The organism is Yersinia massiliensis CCUG 53443 (assembly GCF_000312485.1).
GTDB lineage: Bacteria > Pseudomonadota > Gammaproteobacteria > Enterobacterales > Enterobacteriaceae > Yersinia > Yersinia massiliensis.
In genome coordinates this window covers 611,917-632,705 of the sequence record NZ_HE997644.1, presented here as the reverse complement: position 1 = coordinate 632,705, position 20,789 = coordinate 611,917, and the positions used below count along the sequence as shown (strand labels likewise).

The following is a 20,789-nucleotide window of genomic DNA, read 5'->3' as shown; positions in this document are numbered from 1 at the left end:
CTGCTTGTAGCAGAAAACTATTTTGTAGCAAACAGCTATTTTGTTGCGGTGGGCTGGAGAAAAGATGAACCGATTTGTGATTGCTGATATGACCCAATGCATTGGCTGCCGTACTTGTGAAATTGCCTGCGTGGTGGCTCACAGCACGGAAAATAAGGCCAGTAGCATTACGCCTGAACAGTTCCACCCTCGTTTGAGCGTGATGAAAAGTTTTGCCGTCAGTACGCCCATTCTTTGCCATCAATGTGAAGATGCACCATGTGAAAACTCTTGTCCGAACGGGGCAATTCTCACCGGTGAACATGGCGTACAAGTGTTGGCATCACGCTGTATTGGCTGCAAAACCTGCATGTTGGTCTGCCCTTTTGGGGCCATGAATATTATCGAACAGGCGAGTCAAAATACCGCCGTGCGGGCGCAGGCGCACAAATGTGATTTGTGCCACACGCGAGAAACCGGCCCAGCCTGTATTGAGGTTTGCCCCACCAACGCGCTGAAGCTGGTGACGCCGATGGCGCTGGAAACGCTACAGCGGGACCGACAATTGCGGGCCGCGCGTGGCACGACATCGGGTATCACTCGCTAATCTCTGTGGTCATAAGGATAAGAAAATGGACAAGATCCTCACGGTCTGCCCCTATTGTGGCTCCGGATGTAAATTGAATTTATTGGTTGAAGACGGCGAAATTGTCGGCGCGCAACCGGCCAATGGCGTCACAAATCAGGGCGAGTTGTGCCTTAAAGGGTATTACGGTTGGGATTTTCTCAACGATACCCGCTTGTTGACGCCACGGTTAACCGCGCCTTTATTGCGCCGCCAACGGAATGAGGCGTTTCAGCGCGTGAGCTGGCAAGAAGCCATTACCTTCATTACCGACAAACTCAGTGCCATTAAAAAAGCCCATGGGCCTGATGCCATCATGATGACGGGTTCTTCCCGTGGGCCGGGCAATGAAGCTAATTATGTGATGCAAAAGTTTGCCCGTGCCGTCATTGGTACTAACAATATTGATTGCTGCGCACGCCTGTGCCACGGCCCTTCTGTGGCGGGGTTGCAGCAAACATTGGGCAATGGCGCGATGAGTAACTCCATCGGTGAAATTGAAAATACCGATTGTATATTGGTCTTTGGTTATAACGCCGCAGACTCTCACCCGATCGTGGCTCGTCGGATCCTCAAGGCCAAAAGCAAGGGTGCGAAGCTGATCGTTTGCGATCCACGGCACATTGAAACCGCGCGCATTGCGGATCAATGGTTACCACTGAAGAATGGCGCGAATATGGCGTTAGTAAACGCATTCATATATGTGCTGATTGAAGAAAAGCTATACGACGAAAATTATGTTCGCGCCCATACCCGAGGTTTTGATGAGCTGAAAGTCGGCGTCGCTGATTATCGCCCCGAGGACGTAGAACAGATCACGGGCTTACCTGCGCAAGTGGTTCGTTTAGCGATGCGCACCTATGCTGCGGCCCCTGCCGCCACCATTTTATGGGGCATGGGCGTGACTCAATGGGGGCAGGCGGTAGATGTGGTGAAAGGGCTGTCCTCGCTAGCATTACTCACCGGTAACCTTGGGCGGCCCAATGTGGGTGTCGGGCCAGTGCGCGGACAGAATAATGTGCAAGGCGCCTGCGACATGGGGGTTTTGCCTAATACCTTCCCCGGCTATGAAAAGGTTACTGACGAAGCGGCTAGAGGCCGTTTTGCTGCGGCTTGGGGTGTGCCAGAACTGCCCGCTCATATCGGTTATTCAATCACTGACGTCCCCCATAAAGTGGCGGAAGGCAAGCTGAAAGCCTATTACGTTTTTGGCGAAGATCCGATCCAAACAGAGCCAGATTTAGCCGCCATGCGTGCCGCATTTGCCGCTCTGGATCTGGTGGTCGTGCAGGACATTTTCATGACCAAAACCGCCGAACTGGCGGATGTCGTTCTGCCTGCTACCTCTTGGGGAGAGCATGAAGGGGTGTATACCAGCGCAGATCGCGGCTTCCAGCATTTCAATAAAGCCATTGAGCCGAAAGGGGATGTGAAACCGGATTGGGAGATCATTAGCCTGATCGCCACGGCCATGGGCTATCCGATGGCCTACCAGAATACCCAGCAAATCTGGGATGAAATGCGCGCGTTATGCCCGCCGTTTTATGGTGCGACTTACGAAAAAATGGCCGGTCTAGGCTATGTACAGTGGCCTTGTCCGAGTGAAGACCATGCAGGTACGCCTTATCTCTATACTGATAGCCAGTTCGCTACGGCTGATGGCAAAGGTTTATTGAGCTGCGCACCTTGGCAGCCCCCACATGAGCAGACGAATAGCGATTATCCGCTGGCGTTATGTACCGTGCGTGAAGTGGGGCATTACAGTTGCCGTTCAATGACCGGTAACTGTGCCACGTTGAAAATCTTGGCGGATGAACCCGGTTACATACAGATTCATCCTGATGATGCTAGCGAGCTAGGGGTGGTTGATCAGGCGCTGATGTGGATCGCGTCACGACGTGGCAAAGTGATTGCGCGTGCCAGTGTGACTGACCGAGCCAATCGCGGTGCGGTGTATATGACTTATCAATGGTGGATTGGTGCTTGTAATGAGCTGACGGTGGATCATGTCGATCCGGTGTCAAAAACACCGGAATTTAAGCACTGCGCGGTTAAGGTGGAAGCCATTAGCGATCAGAATGCGGCAGAACAATATGTTGAGCAGCAATACCATCTGCTGAAAAAACGGTTGTTAGAGGCAGCGACAGTACAGTAGTGGCATATGCACTGTCGCGGCTAAACGTATTCCCATCAATATGTTGAACGAGATTACTGCTGCTGGTTTTGCAAATGCTGCAAAAACTCTGTGGCGTTCATAAAACCGGTCACTCTGGCGGCGGTTATCTCGTTTCCTTGAGCATCGAAAAACAAGATTGTCGGCAAGCCCAACACGTTCAGTTTTTTCAACATCGCTGCATGTTCGGCACTGTTGGTGGTCACATCAGCTTGAATGAGTACGGTATCGGCTAATTCACGCTGCACCTGAGCATCGCTAAAGGTGTATTTCTCAAACTCTTTACAAGCGACGCACCAATCGGCGTACAGATCCAGCATCACCGGCTTACCATGCGCTTGGGCTAATGCCGCTTGGAGCTGAGGTAAATCGTTGACCGGTTTAAACGCCAAATGGTTGATCTGATTTTGCGTGGTATTACCGTTAAATGCCCAATCTTGCAGCGGGCGGGCGGCGACTAATAAGGCCGCCAGCAGCAATAGCTGGCAAGCACGCGCCCAGCCAGAGTGCGCTTTTAGGCTCAGAACAAAGGCCCAGCCAAAGAAGGCGACAGCCAGTAGGCTCCAGAGGCGTAAGCCCCAAACATCGCCCAGCACCCTTTCTAATAAGAAGACGGGTAGCGCCAAAATCACGAAACCGAACGCCTCTTTGACATACTGCATCCATGGGCCACTGCGCGGGATGAGTTTGTTGCCGAACAGCGTCACAATCACCAGCGGAATACCCATCCCTAATGCATACAGATATAGCGTGCCGCCACCGGCCAGCATATTACCGCTTTGCGCGATATACAGCAGGATGGCGCTGAGTGGTGCCGTGGTACAAGGTGAGCAAATCAGGCCCGCTAATGCCCCCATGGCAAATACACCCGCCAGCGAGCCACCGCGCTGGCTGCTGCTCCACTGCACCAGTCGGGTTTGCAGTGAAGAGGGCAATTGCAGTGAATAAAGGCCAAACATCGATAACGCCAGCAACACGAACAGTGCCGATAACCCGATCAGCACATAAGGGTGCTGTAGTGCGGCTTGGAACTGTAAACCTGCCGCGGCAACCACTAAACCGAGCAAGGTGTAAGTCAATGCCATCCCTTGCACATACACCACCGCCAGTAGCAAGATCCGCCGTTGGCTATGAGGCTTCTCACGACCCAGAATGATAGCGGAAATCAGCGGATACATCGGTAATACGCAGGGCGTAAAGGCAATGCCAATACCGATCAGCAGCGCCCATAATGGCGAGAAGGGCAGTTCAGCGGGCGCTGGTGTTGCATCATTGTTGACTGGCGTTGCGGCATCACTGGTTGGCGCCGCAGTGGCATTCTTGATGACGGCTGCGAGGGGCACCACTCGCGTTTCTGGCGGATAGCAGAATCCGGCTTCGGCGCAACCTTGGTAGGTCACACTGACACTCGCACCATCACCCGCCTGTGTAATGGGGATTTTCAGCGTGAGTTGCTGCTTGAAAATCGCCACTTCACCGTAGAATTCATCATGATGTGCTTTACCTTCCGGCAGGGTAAACGCGCCGAGTGTCGCATTCTGCGGCACAATTTTGATTTGCTCACGATACAAGTAGTATTCGGGATTAATCTGCCAACTCAGCGTGAGTTGGTCGCCTTGTTGGCGAAAATCAAAGGCAAACGCTTGATCGACCGGTATAAACCGATTCTGGCTGCTTTTTTGGCCAAAAGATCCATTTTCACCAAATAGCGAAGCTTGTGCGCTGTACGGCGTGAGTAAAACGCTGCACAGCAGCAGAATCAGAGTAAGGAAGCGTTGAGCCATGACAGGTAATCTTTATCTCCGTCCCGTACCGGTAACACCAGCAATTCTGGTGTTTCGTAGGGGTGATGCTGTTTGATATAACTCAGCAGGGCGTGCTGATGGACAGTATTGCTCTTGAACAAGAGTTGGACTTCATACTCTTGCTGGAGTTTCCCTTCCCAGTAATAAATCGAGGTCGCACCTGGCAATAAGGTGGCGCAGGCGGCCAGTTTTTCACCCAATACCTGCGCGGCTAAATCCTGCGCACTGGCTTCATCAGGGGCGGTGCACAATACCACAATTGCATCACAGATTGTCGTATTGCCATTCATCGTTTCACTAGCAGACATGTTCGCCTCGTAAGTTGCACAACGTGCTTGAACTATAACGCGAAGCTATGGAAGGGCAGAAGATGATTTATGTAACAGTGGGATATGAGAGGGAAAGCGGGGCGCGAAATGCGCCCCATCAAGCAGATTACAGGACCAAACCGCCCATCACGAAGCCGAAACAAACGGCCAGTGCCACCCCGATAGTGCCTGGGATGAAGAACGGATGGTTAAACACGAAGCGACCAATACGAGTGGTGCCGGTGTCATCCATTTGTACTGCCGCAACCAGTGTTGGGTAGGTCGGCAGAATGAACAGGCCAGAAACAGCGGCGAAAGAAGCAATGGCCGCCAGTGGAGAAACGTTCAGGGCCATCGCCATTGGCATCAATGCCTTGGCAGTGGCTGCTTGAGAGTAAAGCAGTGCTGAGCAGAAGAAGAAGATAACGGCCAGCAACCATGAGTGAGTCTGAATCAGACTACCTGCCGTTTCTTTAATCCATTCCAAGTTATGCTGTACGAAGGTATCGCCCAACCAAGCTACACCCAGAATACAGATACAAGCACTCATACCGGCTTTGAAGGTACTGGAGTTCAGGATTGAATCCGTATCAACCGAGCACACGATGGTGGTGATAGTGGCCACACTCAGCATGATGATCAGGATAGCATTGGTGGTGTTCATCAGTGGTGTTGCTACCAGACCGACGCTTGGGCTGTTGATGATGGCATAAGCCACAACACACAGTACGCCCGCTAAGAACAGCAACACAGAGGTCTTAGCCCGTGGTTTGATGACTTTAACGGTATCGCCACGTAAGGTGACTAACCCTTCTTCCAAACGTTTCAGATAGATAGGGTCATCTGACAGTTTGGAGTTAAAGCACCAAGAAACGATTAACGACATCACAAACACGGCAAGCAGCGTAGAAGGGATAACGATCATCAGCAGATGTAAGTAACTGACGCCGTGACCTTCCATGACAGAAGACATGTAAACCACTGCCGCAGAAATAGGAGATGCGGTGATGGCGATTTGCGCGGAAACCACAGCGGTAGAAAGCGGACGGCAAGGTTTGATGCCTTGTTCTTTTGCCACTTCTGCAATGACCGGCAATGCGGAAAGTGAAATGTTACCTGTCCCAGCAAAAATGGTCAGAAAATAGGTGACCAGTGGTGCGAGGATAGTGATGTGTTTTGGGTTCTTGCGCAGTAACTTTTCAGTTTGTTGCACCAGATAGTCCATACCGCCAGCAACCTGCATCGCAGAGATAGCAGCAATAACGGCCATGATAATTGAAATAACGTCAAAGGGAATGCTGCCAGGTTTGACGCCAATGATCGCCAATACCAAAACACCAATCCCACCCGCAAAGCCGATACCGATACCGCCTAACCTGGCCCCTAAAAAAATGGCCAGCAGAACGATGACTAATTCTACGGCTATCATAGTGTTTACTCCTTGATCCAAATGAAAAATAAAAGTTAAAAGAATGTATTCGTCAGAAAGTAAAAAGGCACGCTGTCCAGAGGAGCATGCGTGCCTTACAGGGCTACCGGATGATTATTTTATTGTTCATTTTCATCGGTATAGCGTTTCGCTTTATAAGCGGGGTGCATCAGGTTCTCAACAGAGAAAATGTCGTCTAGCTCAGCTTCCGTTAATAGGCCGCGTTCCAGAACCACTTCCCGCACATTTTTACCAGTTTCCGCACAGATTTTACCCACGATGTCACCGTTATGGTGGCCAATGAATGGGTTCAGATAAGTGACGATACCGATAGAGTTAAAGACGTAACGCTCGCAAACTTCTTTGTTGGCAGTAATACCGTTAATGCATTTTTCCAACAGGTTGTAACAAGCATTTGTCAGGATGTGGATAGACTCAAACATCGCTTGGCCAATCACTGGCTCCATGACGTTCAACTGGAGCTGACCTGCTTCGGCCGCCATAGTAATGCAAGTGTCGTTACCAATCACCTTAAAACAAACCTGGTTAACAACTTCTGGGATCACCGGATTCACTTTCGCTGGCATGATAGAAGACCCTGCTTGCAACTCTGGCAGGTTAATTTCATTCAGACCAGTACGTGGACCTGATGACAGCAGACGCAAGTCATTACAGATTTTTGACATCTTAACGGCCAGACGTTTCAGGGCACTATGTACCATCACGTAAGCACCGCAGTCAGAGGTTGCTTCAATCAAATCTTCCGCCGGAACACATGCCAAGCCGCTGATTTCAGCCAGTTTTTGTACCGCCAGTTGTTGGTAACCTTCTGGTGTGTTCAAGGCTGTACCGATAGCCGTTGCACCCAAGTTAACTTCCAGCAGCAGCTCTGCGGTACGTTGCAGGTTTTTTGTTTCTTCGTTCAATAACACTTGGAAAGCACGGAATTCCTGACCCAGTGTCATAGGTACTGCATCCTGTAATTGGGTACGCCCCATTTTCAGAATTTTCTCGAATTCTTTCGATTTTCTACCGAAACCTTCGCCTAATTCATTGATAGCATCGATCAACTTCATAATAGAGGCGTAGACCGCAATGCGGAAACCGGTTGGGTAGGCATCGTTGGTGGACTGACATTTGTTCAGATGGTCGTTAGGGTTAAGGTATTGATACTCCCCTTTTTGGTGACCCATCAGTTCCAGACCGATATTGGCCAGAACTTCGTTGGTATTCATGTTGAGAGACGTACCCGCGCCGCCTTGGAACACGTCGACTGGGAACTGATCCATGCACTTGCCTTTATCCAGAACTTCATCACAAGCCTGGATAATGATGTCAGCAATTTTGCGAGGGATAGTGTGCAGCTCTTTGTTCGCCATTGCCGCTGCTTTTTTTACCATCACCATGCCGCGGACAAATTCCGGAACATCACTGATTTTACTGTTACTGATATAGAAGTTTTCAATCGCACGCAGGGTATGAACACCGTAGTAAGCCTCTGCGGGGACTTCTCGTGTACCTAACAGGTCTTCTTCAATACGAATGTTATTTGACATGAGAACCTTCTCTAATGTGCTGTCTTGTTTTGTATTTGTTAACTAAATTATGCCGCCGTGGACGCAATTTGATGCCGTGATGAACCTTTCGTGCGGAAAGATTAACCATTCATCCAATTGCTAACAGGATCATATGCTGCTTAACAATAAAAAGCCTTGAACTAGGATCACTATATTGCCGTTATTAATCGACATGATCTGATATCTGTGATTTCACTCACAGATAGACTAATTAGTAATAAAAGTATCTCGCCAACTTGAAAAACCTGTCAATAACCTCCATTTAATGGGGGTCGACTCAGGTTGAAGGTGGTGCTGACGGCCAAATCCGCGCATTTGGGGGATAAGAGCAGAGCGAGCACCGATTGGGTCAAGGTTTTCATGGTATCTGTCAGGCAGGTTTACCTGATGAGGGGTGCTGAATGATTGGAATAAGGAGAATGCGGTGCGTTGGTTACCGTTAGCGCTGATATTTTTATTGGCATACATCGAAATCTCGATATTTATCAAGGTCGCCGCTGTACTCGGTGTCTTTGTTACCCTACTGCTGGTGATCCTGAGCTCCTGCGTGGGGATTTCTCTGGTGCGTAACCAAGGGATAAAAACCTTTATCCAGATGCAACAAAAACTGGCGGCAGGAGAAAGCCCTGCGGCTGAAATGGTGAAGAGTGTTTCACTGATATTAGCCGGCTTCTTACTGTTGATCCCTGGCTTCTTTACTGACTTCCTGGGGTTATTGTTGCTTTTACCACCGATTCAAAAATCACTGACGCTAAAGTTGATGCCGCATTTGAACATTTATCGTGGCGGTCATTTTGGTGGTGGTAGCGGCCCAATGGGCGGTGGAAATACCTTTGATGGCGAGTTTCAGCGTAAAGCAGATGATCGCTATACCGTAGAGCATCATCCGGATGAGGATGATAAACCTACAGATAATCGTTTTAAAGATGATAAATAAGCGGCGATATTAAATTAATAGCTTGTTTATTAACCAAAAAATAATTATGTAAATGACCGGTTTTTTCTTTGGGTAGGGCGGAGAAAAGGGGGGAATCACCTCACTTTCAGGCGAGAAAAAAATGAAATTTTTTTTGTCACCTCCCTTGAAGCGATACGACATCGTCCCCATTAAGAAAGCCACGGTATCGGTTATGAAGGCAGACCGATATTAATCCTAAATCTGATACGGACCTTCTCATAGGAGAGCTATCAATGAAAATTCGTCCATTGCATGACCGCGTTATCGTCAAGCGCAAAGAAGTTGAATCCAAATCTGCTGGCGGCATCGTTCTGACTGGCACTGCAGCGGGTAAATCTACCCGTGGTGAAGTACTGGCAGTCGGCAATGGTCGCATCCTAGATAACGGTGAGATTAAGCCGCTGGATGTGAAAGTAGGCGACATCGTTATTTTCAACGATGGTTATGGCGTGAAGTCAGAGAAGATCGACCACGAAGAAGTGTTGATCATGTCCGAAAGCGACATCCTGGCAATTGTTGAAGCGTAATCACGCTCTCTAATCTTCTGAACTGAACGAGTTAAGGGAAATACCAATGGCAGCTAAAGACGTAAAATTCGGTAACGACGCACGCATCAAAATGCTACGCGGCGTAAACATCCTTGCTGATGCAGTGAAAGTGACCCTGGGCCCGAAAGGCCGTAACGTAGTTCTGGACAAGTCTTTCGGCTCTCCAACAATCACCAAAGACGGTGTATCTGTTGCACGTGAGATCGAACTGGAAGACAAGTTTGAGAACATGGGTGCACAGATGGTTAAAGAAGTTGCCTCTAAAGCGAATGACGCGGCAGGTGACGGTACTACTACTGCAACTGTTCTGGCTCAATCAATCATCACTGAAGGTCTGAAAGCCGTTGCGGCGGGCATGAACCCAATGGATCTGAAGCGCGGTATCGACAAAGCGGTTGTTGCTGCGGTTGAAGAGCTGAAGAAACTGTCTGTACCTTGCTCTGATTCTAAAGCTATCGCACAGGTTGGTACTATTTCTGCGAACTCCGATTCAACTGTGGGTGAGCTGATCGCGCAAGCGATGGCAAAAGTAGGCAAAGAAGGCGTTATCACCGTTGAAGAAGGCTCTGGCCTGCAAGACGAGCTGGACGTAGTAGAAGGTATGCAGTTCGACCGTGGCTACCTGTCTCCTTACTTCATCAATAAACCAGAAACAGGTTCTATTGAGCTTGAAAGCCCGTTCATCCTGCTGGCTGACAAGAAAATCTCTAACATCCGTGAAATGCTGCCAGTGCTGGAAGCCGTTGCGAAAGCCGGTAAGCCACTGCTGATCATTGCAGAAGATGTTGAAGGTGAAGCCTTGGCAACATTGGTGGTTAACACCATGCGCGGCATTGTGAAAGTGGCTGCTGTTAAAGCACCTGGTTTCGGTGACCGTCGTAAAGCTATGTTGCAAGACATCGCTACCCTGACTGGTGGTACTGTTATCTCTGAAGAGATCGGTCTGGAACTGGAAAAAACCACTCTGGAAGATCTGGGTCAGGCTAAACGTGTTGTTATCAACAAAGACACTACTATCATCATCGATGGCGTAGGTAACGAACCGGCGATTCAAGGCCGTGTGACTCAGATCCGTCAGCAAATTGAAGACGCGACTTCTGACTACGACAAAGAAAAACTGCAAGAGCGTGTTGCTAAACTGGCTGGCGGCGTTGCCGTTATCAAAGTGGGCGCCGCAACTGAAGTTGAAATGAAAGAGAAGAAAGCTCGCGTTGAAGATGCGTTGCACGCTACCCGCGCTGCGGTAGAAGAAGGCGTGGTTGCTGGTGGTGGTGTTGCACTGATTCGTGCTGCATCTGCTATCACAGCTTCTGGCCTGAAAGGCGACAACGAAGACCAGAACGTGGGTATCAAAGTAGCTCTGCGTGCAATGGAATCGCCACTGCGTCAGATCGTGGTTAACGCCGGTGAAGAAGCCTCTGTTATCGCGAACAACGTTAAAGCGGGTTCAGGTAGCTACGGTTACAACGCTTACAGCGAAGAATACGGTGACATGATCGCGATGGGTATCTTGGATCCAACTAAAGTGACTCGTTCTGCTCTGCAGTACGCAGCCTCTATTGCTGGCCTGATGATCACCACCGAGTGCATGATCACTGACCTGCCACGTGATGACAAAGGTGCTGATATGGGCGCTGGCGGCATGGGTGGTATGGGCGGCATGGGCGGCATGATGTAATGCCCCTTATCTTTCTGCTGCCATTTAGATAAAGGCAGCGAAGGGTAAATTGTCGAAGAAAGCGAGTAGGGAGACCTGCTCGCTTTTTTTATTTCATTCAGTGTGATGATTGCAGGACTTTTTTTAGCTGCTTTGCTGATTTAATGTGTAAACTAACATTTCCTGCATACTTGACATTGCATTGGACAATTTCGGCAACGGATGCCTAAGCGGCGGCGGTGCTTTCTGGTAATCTTTAGCGTGATTCTCAACTTCGAATGGGGAAAAAAATGCGGATTAAAGTGTTACTCGGTCTTTCAGCCGCAGTATTGCTGGCTGGCTGTAGCTCCACTAACCAACTGAGTTCAGCAGGCGAGCAAGTGAAGTTTGCTGATACCAAACCGGGGAGTGAATGTCAGTTAGTCGGTCAGGTGACTGGGGTTCAGAGCAACTGGTTCTCAGGTGGCGGCGGTGAAAGCAGTTCTATGCGCGGTGCGGCAAATGACTTGCGTAATAAAGCTGCGGCAATGGGTGGCAACGTGATCTATGGTGCAACTAGCCCGAGCGAAACCTTCCTATCAAGCTTTGCACCACTAGACAGCAAAATGATTGGCGAAGTCTATAAGTGCCCTTGATAGCGGCTGTAGTGTGAATCTTGATCAATCAGGGGACGCATAGCATCCCCTGATTTTTAACTATGTCATTATTTAACTCTGTCACTATTTAAAACTGTCATTATTTAAAACGGTGGCTCGACTGGCCGTTATCATTCGCTTTGCATTAAGCGCAAATCCAGCGGCGTTTTACTTGGCTGCCCACCGATCTCTCTCGCCAAACGTGGAACCAGATAACCGGACACGCGGCTGAGCAAGCCTTTCATTAATTGTCTCGCTTCATCATCATCAACCATAAAGTGAGCGGCACCTTGCACTTTATCTAATACGTGGATGTAGTAAGGCAAAATCCCTGCATCAAACAAAGCATTGCTTAATGCTGCTAGTACGTCGGCATCATTATTGATCCCACGTAGCAGCACACTCTGGTTTAACAGCGTCACTCCCGCCTGTTTTAGCTGTGCCATACTGTCTCGCAAGGACTGGTCGATTTCATTGGCATGGTTGATGTGTGTGACCATTAATACCTGCAACCGTGAATCAGCTAACCGCTGGCAGAGTGTTGGTGTAATACGATCAGGAATCACCACCGGCAACCGTGTATGAATACGCAGCCGTTTGATGTGGCTAATACTTTCTAGCTCATCTAATAGCCAACTGAGTTCGCTATCTTTTGCCATCAACGGGTCACCTCCCGAAAAGATGATTTCATCCAATTCGGGATGTTGGCGGATATAGGTTAATGCCTGACGCCAATTAGCCTTATTACCTTGGTTGTCTTGATAAGGAAAATGGCGGCGGAAACAATAGCGGCAATTGACAGCACAACCGCCTTTAACCAGTAATAGTGCGCGGTTGCGGTATTTGTGCAACAGACCGGGTACCACGCTACGTTGTTCATCAAGCGGATCGTTGGTAAAACCGGGCGCAGCGATAAACTCTTCACGTGCAGTCAGCACCTGAAGCAGTAAAGGGTCAGAAGGATCGCCTGGTTGCATGCGCGCAACAAACGCACGCGGCACCCTGAGCGGGAATAAACGCCGCGCCGCAGTGCCTTGTTGCAGGTTAGGGTGTTCATTTAAGAACAGAATTCTTAGCAATTCGTCCGGATCAGTAATTACATCGGCGAGTTGTTGCAACCAATCTTCTCTAATTGGCATGTTTCGGGTTACAATACTTGCCATTTTTTAGGCTTACTACCAGTTTCTTGAGGACCATTATGGCCACTTATTATAGCAACGATTTTCGTCCCGGTCTTAAAATCATGTTTGAGGGCGAGCCTTATGCAGTTGAGGCCAGCGAGTTCGTAAAACCAGGCAAAGGACAAGCTTTTGCTCGCGTTAAAATGCGTCGCCTGCTGACTGGCGGTCGCGTTGAGAAAACCTTCAAATCTACTGACTCAGCCGAAGGCGCAGACGTTAACGATCTGAACCTGACTTACCTGTACAACGACGGTGAGTTCTGGCACTTCATGAATAACGAGACTTACGAACAGTTGCAAGCTGATGCTAAAGCGATTGGCGACAATGCTAAGTGGCTGATTGACCAAGCCGAATGTATCGTAACTCTGTGGAATGGTCAGCCAATTGCTGTCACTCCGCCAAACTTTATTGAGCTTGAAATTACTGATACAGACCCAGGTCTGAAAGGTGATACAGCAGGTACAGGTGGTAAACCTGCAACGCTGAGCACCGGTGCAGTCGTTAAGGTGCCATTATTCGTACAGGTTGGCGAAATCATCAAAGTTGATACTCGCTCTGGCGAATACGTTTCTCGCGTTAAGTAAGCTTAAGAGAAGACTAAGCTCAGCCAATAACGAGTCTGGTCAATAAGCTGCGTTGAGAATAAAAGAAAACCGCCCAAAGGCGGTTTTCTGCTTTCTAGGCCAGATTCATCTCAGTCGAACAGAATTGCCAATGAAGTGCGAAAAAGCGTAATACAGTTTTTATGACTATCCTTATAAAGCGATTATGCCAAAGCCCTATAAGGAATTTTGATCATGTTGAAGAAAAGCATCGCTATTATTTTCTCACTGTTGGTTATCTCTTCATTGAGCGCCTGTAACACAACGAAAGGTGTGGGCAAAGATGTACAAAGTGCCGGCAGCGCGATTGAACGAAGCGCTGAATAAACCTCGATTATGTTGCTATCGGCGGCAACTTCCGCCGAGTTTCCGTTCTTACCTTGAAGATATTGCTGCTTATTATTAGGCGTGATAACTTATCCCTCTGATCTTTTGGCTGTTCGGGACGACCTGAACACGCATCTATTTTCTGGGGACGACCCCGCCTAAGCGAGGTAGTTACCATGGCTTGGATTATTCTGGTTATTGCGGGTTTATTAGAAGTCATTTGGGCGATTGGCCTGAAATATTCCCACGGTTTTACGCGTCTGAATCCCAGTATTATTACCATCGTGGCGATGGCGGCGAGTGTTTTCTTGCTGGCCTATGCCATGAAAACATTACCTGCGGGTACGGCGTATGCTGTTTGGACCGGTATTGGTGCAGTAGGGACGGCGATTTTAGGTATCGCGTTGCTAGGGGAGTCAGCGAGTTTGGCACGGGTGTTGAGTTTGGGGTTGATTTTGGCCGGGATTATTGGGTTGAAGTTGGCGTCATAGGGGGGCTCACCTTGCTTCTGATGTTTTAACTGCTGACCGGATCTGGTTTCGGTTGGTGTTCGGTGAATGGTTCGGTTGTTATTGCTTCAGTGCTCATTCTGGCTCTAATGCCTCAACCGCCAAAGGGGCCATGAGCGTGGCCCCTTTGGATACCCGCGCTTGCGCACGCATCGGCTGTCTGCTTCGCAGGTGGATCCGGTTGCTTGGTTTGGTTTGGTTTGGTGATCGGTTCGGTTGACATGAGATCGGCGATCACCTTGGCTCCGATGCCTCAACCGCCAAATGGGCCATGAGCGTGGCCCCTTTGGATACCCGCGCTTGCGCACGCATCGCTTGCCTGCTTCACAGGTTCCCTCACTCATCGTTTCGGCTGACGGACCGGGCCGATTCACTCCTGTTCAAGCGGCCCTCGCTCGGCATCCATGCCTCGCGTCCTACCTTCACTCTTCATTCGGCAGCTCAAATGTGCTTTCAAACTTCAAGGTCAACACCATGATTTTTAGGTCTTGGGTCTTGGGTCTTGGGTCTTGGGTCTTGGGTCTTGGGTCTTGACGTTGAGCGCAATCAGAAAAATTGCCGACAAAGATTGCAGGCCGAATGAGCCGCATGGACGCGGCGAAAGGGGCTGTCGAGCTGGGAGCGAGTCAGCGCCGGTTCGATAAGCCTGCGAGCTGCCGGAGGGGATGGCGAAGCCACAATATTTCGCGCAAAGGCGCGGGTGTTGGGCCGCCGCCCTGCGGCCCGACTCGGTTGAGGCGGCGGAGTCAAAGTGAGCACCGATCTCATTTCAACCGAAACCAGATCCGGTCATCTGTTGGGGTATAGGAGATGAGGTGATCACCGATCTCATATCAACCGAAACCAGATCCAGTCCTCAACCGAACCGCTCATCTGAACGAATATCAACCGAAACCAGATCCGGTCAGCTATCAAGCCATCACTGATAAAGTAAGAGCTGATCTTACCTCTCCCCCTGCTCAACCCAAATCAACTCCTCCACCGGAAAACCATACTGCTTCGCGACCGCGACCAAACGATCACGAGTCTGGTTATCAATGGTTGGCGTGCGGGATAAAATCCACAGGTAATCTCGGTTAGGACCGGCAATCAAGGCATGCTGATACTCATCATCTAAATCAATCACGTTATAGCCGCCATAGAATGGCCCGAAGAATGACACCTTCAGTGAGGCTTGTTGTGGGGAGCCAATAAAATAGGCTTTCCCAATACTCTCCTGCCACTGCTGTTTCTTGGCGTTATAACCCCGATTAGTCACTTTTACGCCGCCATCATCGCGGAGTGTGTAATTTGCGGTGACATGATCGAGCCCGCGCTCAAACGAATGATCCAGACGCGCAATCTCATACCATGTCCCAAGATAACGGGGTAATTGGAAGTTATCGACGACCTTCACGTCTTTTGGCGGCGTGACACTACAGGCGACAGAGAGCAGAGTCGCCGCTAACACAGAGAGTTTTGACCACAAACGCATTAGCATTCTTTCCTATTTCAGCCAGTGAACTGTTACTGAGAATAGCTATCATCTATCGGGGGTGCAAATGGATGAATCTGAGTTATAAGCGATAGGGATAAAAAAACGGCCCAGCAGAAGTGCGGGCCGTTGATAAGTATTGATTAGGTTTAGGCGATTACAGTGTTAAAACACCAATAATAGCGACGACACTCAGAATTGCAGCTAAACCATAGAAGACCCATTTCCCTGCGGGGACGTGGATTTTCAAATCATGCATGGCGTGATGGATGCGGTGCAAACCACACCACAGTGGCAGAATAATCATCAGCAGCAAGAATACGCGGCCAATAAAACTCTGACAAAACGCCAAAATGCGCTCATAGCTCAATGCATCACCAGGGAAAGCACCCAATGGCAGCAAAATCGCCACCAACAAGATAACTGCAGGTGCGATAATGGCACTCCACATGCCGCCCGCACCAAACAGACCCCAGAAGATAGGTTCATCGGAGCGCTTAGGAACTTGATTCATCTTATTTTCCTCCGAATTAGAGTAATGCAACGGCTAAAATAATCGCGGTAGCCACGACCGTTACCACCCACAGCGCTTTGATAATTGGCCCTGGACCCATTTTTTCGCTATCTACGATAACAATTGCCGCTTTAGGCGCCAGTTCAAACCATGTTTTGGTATGTAACACGGCCGCAAATAACGTGATGATATTGATCAGGAGCACCAGCGGATTTTGTAGGAAGCCAACGAAGCTTTCCCATCCTGCAGGGCCACTTTTCAACGCGAATACGCCGTAAATCATCAGGATACTGAACCACACAGTGGGAACTGATGTCCCTTCACGCAACATGTAAAAACGGTAGAAACCAAGGCTTTGCCACCAGTTAGGGGCCATGGTGCGGACATAAGCTTTACGTTTAGTCGTCATTTTTGTCTCCCCTCCCTTATTGTGGTTTCAGCATGGCGATCATGAAGTCTTTGGCACTCTCAACCTTGCCCTGCTGGATCGCAGCGGCCGGATCAACGTGTTTCGGACACACTTCAGAGCAGTAACCGACGAAGGTACAGCTCCAGACACCATTTTTACCGTTAAGCTGAGGCATACGCTCTTTCTTGCCGTGGTCACGGTTATCCAGATTGTAACGGTGCGCTAACGTAATCGCGGCTGGGCCAATAAATTCTGGATTTAAGCCAAACTGCGGGCAAGCGGCATAGCACAAACCACAGTTAATACAGCCGGAGAACTGATGGTATTTCGCCATCTGTGCTGGGGTCTGCTTATTCGGGCCATCTTGAGGTTTGCGGTCATTACCAATGATGTAGGGCTTGATGGCTTCCAGACTTTCGATAAAGTGAGTCATATCAACCACTAAATCACGCTCAATCGGGAAGTTACCCAGCGCCTCTACTTTCATCCCTGCGGTATATTCACGTAGGAAGGTTTTACACGCGAGTTTCGGCACTTTGTTGACCATCATGCCGCACGAACCGCAAATCGCCATCCGGCAAGACCAGCGATAAGACAAGTCTGGCGCAAGGTTATCTTTGATATAGCCCAACGCATCTAGCAGCGAGGTTTGCTCATCGTAAGGGACTTCAAAGGTTTCGAAGTGAGGTTCGCTATCACGTTCTGGGTTATAGCGCATGACCTCCATTTTCAGGAGTTTCATATCAGTCATTCGCCTGCTCCTTATCCTTCAAATCTTTTGCATCTTGAGCGGTGGCTTCACCACCATAAACACGTTTAGCCGGTGCCAGCTTGGTAATTTTCACGTCACTGTATTCAAGACGTGGCGCGCCACCTGGAGTATGGAAGGCCAAAGTATGCTTCAGGAAGTTAACGTCATCACGTTCAGTACAGCCTTCATCCAGACGTTGATGGGCACCACGAGATTCACGACGATTCAGTGCTGAGTGAGCCATACATTCAGCGACATCCAAGCCATAGCCTAGCTCAATGGTGTACAACAGGTCGGTGTTGAAAACGCTGGAGTTATCGGTAATTTTCACGCGTTTAAAGCGCTCTTTCAACTCAGCCAGCTTATCGACGGTTTTTTGCATCAATTCAGGCGTACGGTAAATACCGCAACCTTCTTCCATCGACAGACCCATTTCATCGCGGATTTTGGACCAATTCTCGGTCCCTTCCTGCTTCATCAAATCACTCAGACGGGTTTCAACATCGCGGGTTTGGGCATCTAATGCACTGCCGTTTGCAGGGCCAGTTTCCATGGCGCGCAGGGCAGCTTGTTCACCCGCCACACGGCCAAAGACCACTAATTCTGCCAGTGAGTTGGAACCCAAACGGTTTGCGCCATGCAGACCAACAGAAGAACATTCGCCGACGGCAAATAGCCCTTTGATGCGGGTTTCACACTGTTGGTTAGTTTCGATACCGCCCATAGTGTAATGCGCGGTCGGGCGTACTGGGATCGGTTCTTTGACCGGATCAACACCCACATAAGCTTTTGCTAATTCACAGATGAACGGCAAGCGTTCAAGCAGTTTTTTCTCGCCCAAATGGCGCAGATCCAGATACACCACATCACCACGCGGTGTCGGGATAGTGCGACCAGCTCGCCATTCATGCCAGAAGGCTTGCGAAACTTTATCGCGCGGGCCTAACTCCATGTATTTGTTTTTAGGTTCGCCAAGTGGTGTTTCTGGCCCCATACCGTAATCTTGCAAATAACGGTAACCGTCTTTATTGACCAGAATACCGCCTTCGCCACGACAACCTTCGGTCATCAGGATGCCAGAACCAGGTAGGCCGGTGGGGTGATATTGCACAAATTCCATATCCCGCAGCGGAACGCCGTGGTGGAACGCCATCCCCATACCATCACCGGTAACAATACCGCCGTTGGTATTATAGCGATAAACGCGACCTGCACCGCCTGTCGCCATTACCACGGCATTCGCGCGGATTTGGACTCGGGTGCCTTCCATCATATTCATGGCGACAACGCCACGTGCTTGACCTTCATCAACCAGAATATCGAGGACGAAATGCTCATCAAAACGCTGAATTTGCGGGTATTTCAATGAGGTTTGGAACAGGGTGTGCAACATGTGGAAGCCGGTTTTATCAGCGGCGAACCACGTACGTTCAATTTTCATCCCACCAAAGCGACGCACGTTAACTGAGCCATCTGGTTTGCGGCTCCACGGGCAGCCCCAGATTTCCAACTGTGCCATCTCTTCTGGGCAACTGTGAACAAAATGGTCAACAACATCTTGTTCGCATAACCAGTCACCACCGGCGACAGTGTCATGGAAATGATAGTCAAAGGTATCGTGGTCCTGCGTGACGGCGGCTGATCCCCCTTCTGCGGCCACGGTATGGCTACGCATCGGGTATACTTTCGAGATCAGAGCAATCTTCAGTTGAGGGTTGGCTTCCGCTGCGGCTATTGCTGCACGTAAACCAGCGCCTCCGGCCCCGATAATGGCAAGATCGGCGTTAAAGGTTTGCACTGCGCTTCTCCATTGTTCAAGTGAAAAACTTATATCCTTCGCTCTTGGTATTGCTGCGGTGTGAGCCTGCTACCCTGCTGCTACACCAATGACGTTGGGTATATAAAGTGAATCTCTATTCTTAATCGGTTTTTTAATATTATTATCTGACTAACTTATTAGCCGGTAACGAGAATACTGGTATTAAGGATAGCTATTTCTTACTTTTTGTATGGGCATAATTATACCCAATGCTAAGTAGTAGAAATTTGATGTGATCGATTGTTTTGTTTTATTTGAACCGCCTCAAAGGCATTACTGACAAAAACGTGATCCCAAACAGGATCTACTAGGCTTAACTCTTTTTCACAGAGTGAAATGCTGAATTCGGCATAAAAAGCGCCCTGAGGGGAGGGAGATTTGTCTGAATGAGGAGATGCGAGTAGACTGCATCCCCTGTTTGATTTCGGAGTTAACCACCATGAGCGAAACGGCAAGCTGGCAGCCGAGTGCACCCATCGCCAATTTGTTGAAGCGCGCAGCAATAATGGCAGAGATCCGGCGCTTTTTTGCCGATCGTGGCGTATTAGAAGTTGAAACGCCTACCATGAGCCAAGCGACAGTGACGGACATTCATTTAGTCCCATTCGAAACCCGGTTTGTTGGCCCGGGCGCTGCCGATGGTTTGACGCTGTACATGATGACCAGTCCGGAATACCACATGAAGCGGCTGTTGGCGGCAGGCAGTGGCTCTATCTATCAGTTGGGGCGCAGTTTCCGCAATGAAGAAGCGGGGCGTCATCACAATCCTGAATTCACCATGCTTGAATGGTATCGCCCACATTATGATATGTATCGCTTAATGAATGAGGTTGATGACCTGTTGCAGCAAATTTTGGACTGCAATAGCGCTGAGACACTCTCTTATCAGCAAGCGTTTCAGCGTCATTTGGGTATCGATCCATTATCGGCAGATAAAGCGCAACTACGTGAAGTTGCAGCAAAACTGGATTTAAGCAATATCGCTGATACCGAAGAGGATCGCGACACGCTACTGCAACTGCTGTTTACCGTGGGCGTTGAGCCACACATTGGCCGTGATAAGCCTGCTTTTGTTTATCATTTCCCTGCATCACAGGCGTCACTTGCCGTGATCAGCACCGAAGATCACCGTGTCGCTGAGCGTTTTGAGGTTTACTTCAAAGGCATTGAGTTGGCGAATGGCTTCCATGAGCTGACAGACGGCGATGAGCAGCTGCAACGTTTTGAACAAGACAATCGCAGTCGGGCTAAACGCGGCTTACCGCAGAATCCCATCGACATGAATCTGATCGCGGCACTAAAGCACGGTTTGCCGGATTGTTCTGGTGTGGCGCTCGGTGTTGATCGTTTAGTGATGTTAGCGCTGAATGCGGAAAGATTGAGTGATGTGATTGCATTCCCAGTCAATATTGCCTAGTCCCTTCTGCGCTCGGTGATACTCTCATCGCCGGCTAGGATTAGCCAAAAAAATGGCCTGACACTTTATTGCGTCAGGCCATTTTTCTATTT

General features: G+C 49.4%; 20 protein-coding genes. 10 read left to right on the top strand and 10 right to left on the bottom strand.

From position 1 onward, the window contains the following. Positions 1-64: 64 nt before the first annotated feature. Both BN68_RS11840 and fdhF read left to right on the top strand, forming a co-directional pair. Positions 65-586: a 4Fe-4S dicluster domain-containing protein gene (locus BN68_RS11840; RefSeq protein WP_019211373.1), complete on the top strand. Its 522-nt coding sequence runs from the start codon at positions 65-67 to the stop codon at positions 584-586. A 25-nt stretch (positions 587-611) separates the two neighbouring features. Next, positions 612-2,759, top strand: coding sequence for a formate dehydrogenase subunit alpha (fdhF, locus tag BN68_RS11835; protein WP_019211372.1), 2,148 nt, complete (start codon positions 612-614; stop codon positions 2,757-2,759). 53 nt (positions 2,760-2,812) lie between these two features. Here the strand turns inward: fdhF and BN68_RS11830 are convergent, their stop codons facing one another. The 4 genes from BN68_RS11830 to aspA all read right to left on the bottom strand — a co-directional run bounded on the left by BN68_RS11830 (position 2,813) and on the right by aspA (position 7,875). After that, positions 2,813-4,561, bottom strand: a complete 1,749-nt coding sequence (locus BN68_RS11830) for a protein-disulfide reductase DsbD (protein WP_019211371.1) — start codon at positions 4,559-4,561, stop codon at positions 2,813-2,815. Then, positions 4,537-4,890: a divalent cation tolerance protein CutA gene (cutA, locus tag BN68_RS11825; RefSeq protein ID WP_019211370.1), complete on the bottom strand. Its 354-nt coding sequence runs from the start codon at positions 4,888-4,890 to the stop codon at positions 4,537-4,539. The genes BN68_RS11830 and cutA overlap by 25 nt, the downstream gene beginning before the upstream one ends. A gap of 127 nt (positions 4,891-5,017) precedes the next feature. Further along, positions 5,018-6,319: an anaerobic C4-dicarboxylate transporter gene (locus BN68_RS11820; RefSeq protein WP_019211369.1), complete on the bottom strand. Its 1,302-nt coding sequence runs from the start codon at positions 6,317-6,319 to the stop codon at positions 5,018-5,020. A 119-nt stretch (positions 6,320-6,438) separates the two neighbouring features. Beyond that, entirely contained in the window at positions 6,439-7,875 is a 1,437-nt protein-coding gene (aspA, locus tag BN68_RS11815; protein ID WP_004706985.1) for an aspartate ammonia-lyase, read from the bottom strand. Between the two features lie 445 nt (positions 7,876-8,320). On the opposite strand from aspA, the gene BN68_RS11810 reads away from it, so the two are divergent. The 4 genes from BN68_RS11810 (at position 8,321) to BN68_RS11795 (ending at position 11,694) form a co-directional block, all read left to right on the top strand. Next, positions 8,321-8,833 (top strand): FxsA family protein, encoded by a 513-nt coding sequence (locus BN68_RS11810; RefSeq protein ID WP_019211368.1) that lies wholly within the window; start codon positions 8,321-8,323, stop codon positions 8,831-8,833. Positions 8,834-9,087: 254 nt separating this feature from the next. Next, on the top strand, positions 9,088-9,381 hold the full coding sequence (locus BN68_RS11805) for a co-chaperone GroES (RefSeq protein ID WP_004391824.1): 294 nt from the start codon (positions 9,088-9,090) through the stop codon (positions 9,379-9,381). A 46-nt stretch (positions 9,382-9,427) separates the two neighbouring features. Continuing rightward, positions 9,428-11,080, top strand: a complete 1,653-nt coding sequence (gene groL, locus BN68_RS11800) for a chaperonin GroEL (RefSeq protein WP_019211367.1) — start codon at positions 9,428-9,430, stop codon at positions 11,078-11,080. Between the two features lie 269 nt (positions 11,081-11,349). Continuing rightward, positions 11,350-11,694 (top strand): DUF4156 domain-containing protein, encoded by a 345-nt coding sequence (locus tag BN68_RS11795; protein ID WP_019211366.1) that lies wholly within the window; start codon positions 11,350-11,352, stop codon positions 11,692-11,694. A gap of 131 nt (positions 11,695-11,825) precedes the next feature. Here the strand turns inward: BN68_RS11795 and epmB are convergent, their stop codons facing one another. Beyond that, entirely contained in the window at positions 11,826-12,857 is a 1,032-nt protein-coding gene (gene epmB / locus BN68_RS11790; RefSeq protein WP_019211365.1) for an EF-P beta-lysylation protein EpmB, read from the bottom strand. A gap of 35 nt (positions 12,858-12,892) precedes the next feature. Between epmB and efp the strand changes: the two genes are divergently transcribed. The 3 genes from efp (at position 12,893) to sugE (ending at position 14,295) form a co-directional block, all read left to right on the top strand. After that, positions 12,893-13,459, top strand: coding sequence for an elongation factor P (efp, locus tag BN68_RS11785; protein ID WP_019211364.1), 567 nt, complete (start codon positions 12,893-12,895; stop codon positions 13,457-13,459). Between the two features lie 213 nt (positions 13,460-13,672). Further along, on the top strand, positions 13,673-13,804 hold the full coding sequence (locus BN68_RS11780; protein WP_004392446.1) for an entericidin A/B family lipoprotein: 132 nt from the start codon (positions 13,673-13,675) through the stop codon (positions 13,802-13,804). A 176-nt stretch (positions 13,805-13,980) separates the two neighbouring features. Then, positions 13,981-14,295: a quaternary ammonium compound efflux SMR transporter SugE gene (gene sugE / locus BN68_RS11775; protein WP_019211363.1), complete on the top strand. Its 315-nt coding sequence runs from the start codon at positions 13,981-13,983 to the stop codon at positions 14,293-14,295. A gap of 961 nt (positions 14,296-15,256) precedes the next feature. Here sugE and blc read toward each other — a convergent pair. The 5 genes from blc to frdA form a co-directional block, all read right to left on the bottom strand. Continuing rightward, the gene (gene blc, locus BN68_RS11770) at positions 15,257-15,787 is read right to left on the bottom strand and encodes an outer membrane lipoprotein Blc (protein ID WP_019211361.1); all 531 of its coding nucleotides are present in this window, start codon (positions 15,785-15,787) and stop codon (positions 15,257-15,259) included. A 157-nt stretch (positions 15,788-15,944) separates the two neighbouring features. Beyond that, the gene (gene frdD / locus BN68_RS11765) at positions 15,945-16,301 is read right to left on the bottom strand and encodes a fumarate reductase subunit FrdD (RefSeq protein WP_019211360.1); all 357 of its coding nucleotides are present in this window, start codon (positions 16,299-16,301) and stop codon (positions 15,945-15,947) included. A gap of 16 nt (positions 16,302-16,317) precedes the next feature. Next, positions 16,318-16,710 carry a fumarate reductase subunit FrdC gene (gene frdC, locus BN68_RS11760; RefSeq protein WP_019211359.1) on the bottom strand — a complete coding sequence of 131 codons (393 nt, stop codon included), beginning with the start codon at positions 16,708-16,710 and terminating at the stop codon, positions 16,318-16,320. 16 nt (positions 16,711-16,726) lie between these two features. Then, a complete protein-coding gene (locus BN68_RS11755) occupies positions 16,727-17,461 on the bottom strand; it encodes a succinate dehydrogenase/fumarate reductase iron-sulfur subunit (RefSeq protein WP_019211358.1) in 735 nt (244 codons plus the stop codon). Further along, complete coding sequence (frdA, locus tag BN68_RS11750; RefSeq protein ID WP_019211357.1) at positions 17,454-19,259, bottom strand: fumarate reductase (quinol) flavoprotein subunit; 1,806 nt, start codon at positions 19,257-19,259, stop codon at positions 17,454-17,456. The genes BN68_RS11755 and frdA overlap by 8 nt, the downstream gene beginning before the upstream one ends. A 460-nt stretch (positions 19,260-19,719) precedes the next feature. On the opposite strand from frdA, the gene epmA reads away from it, so the two are divergent. Next, the gene (gene epmA, locus BN68_RS11745; RefSeq protein ID WP_019211356.1) at positions 19,720-20,697 is read left to right on the top strand and encodes an elongation factor P--(R)-beta-lysine ligase; all 978 of its coding nucleotides are present in this window, start codon (positions 19,720-19,722) and stop codon (positions 20,695-20,697) included. Positions 20,698-20,789: the final 92 nt, after the last annotated feature.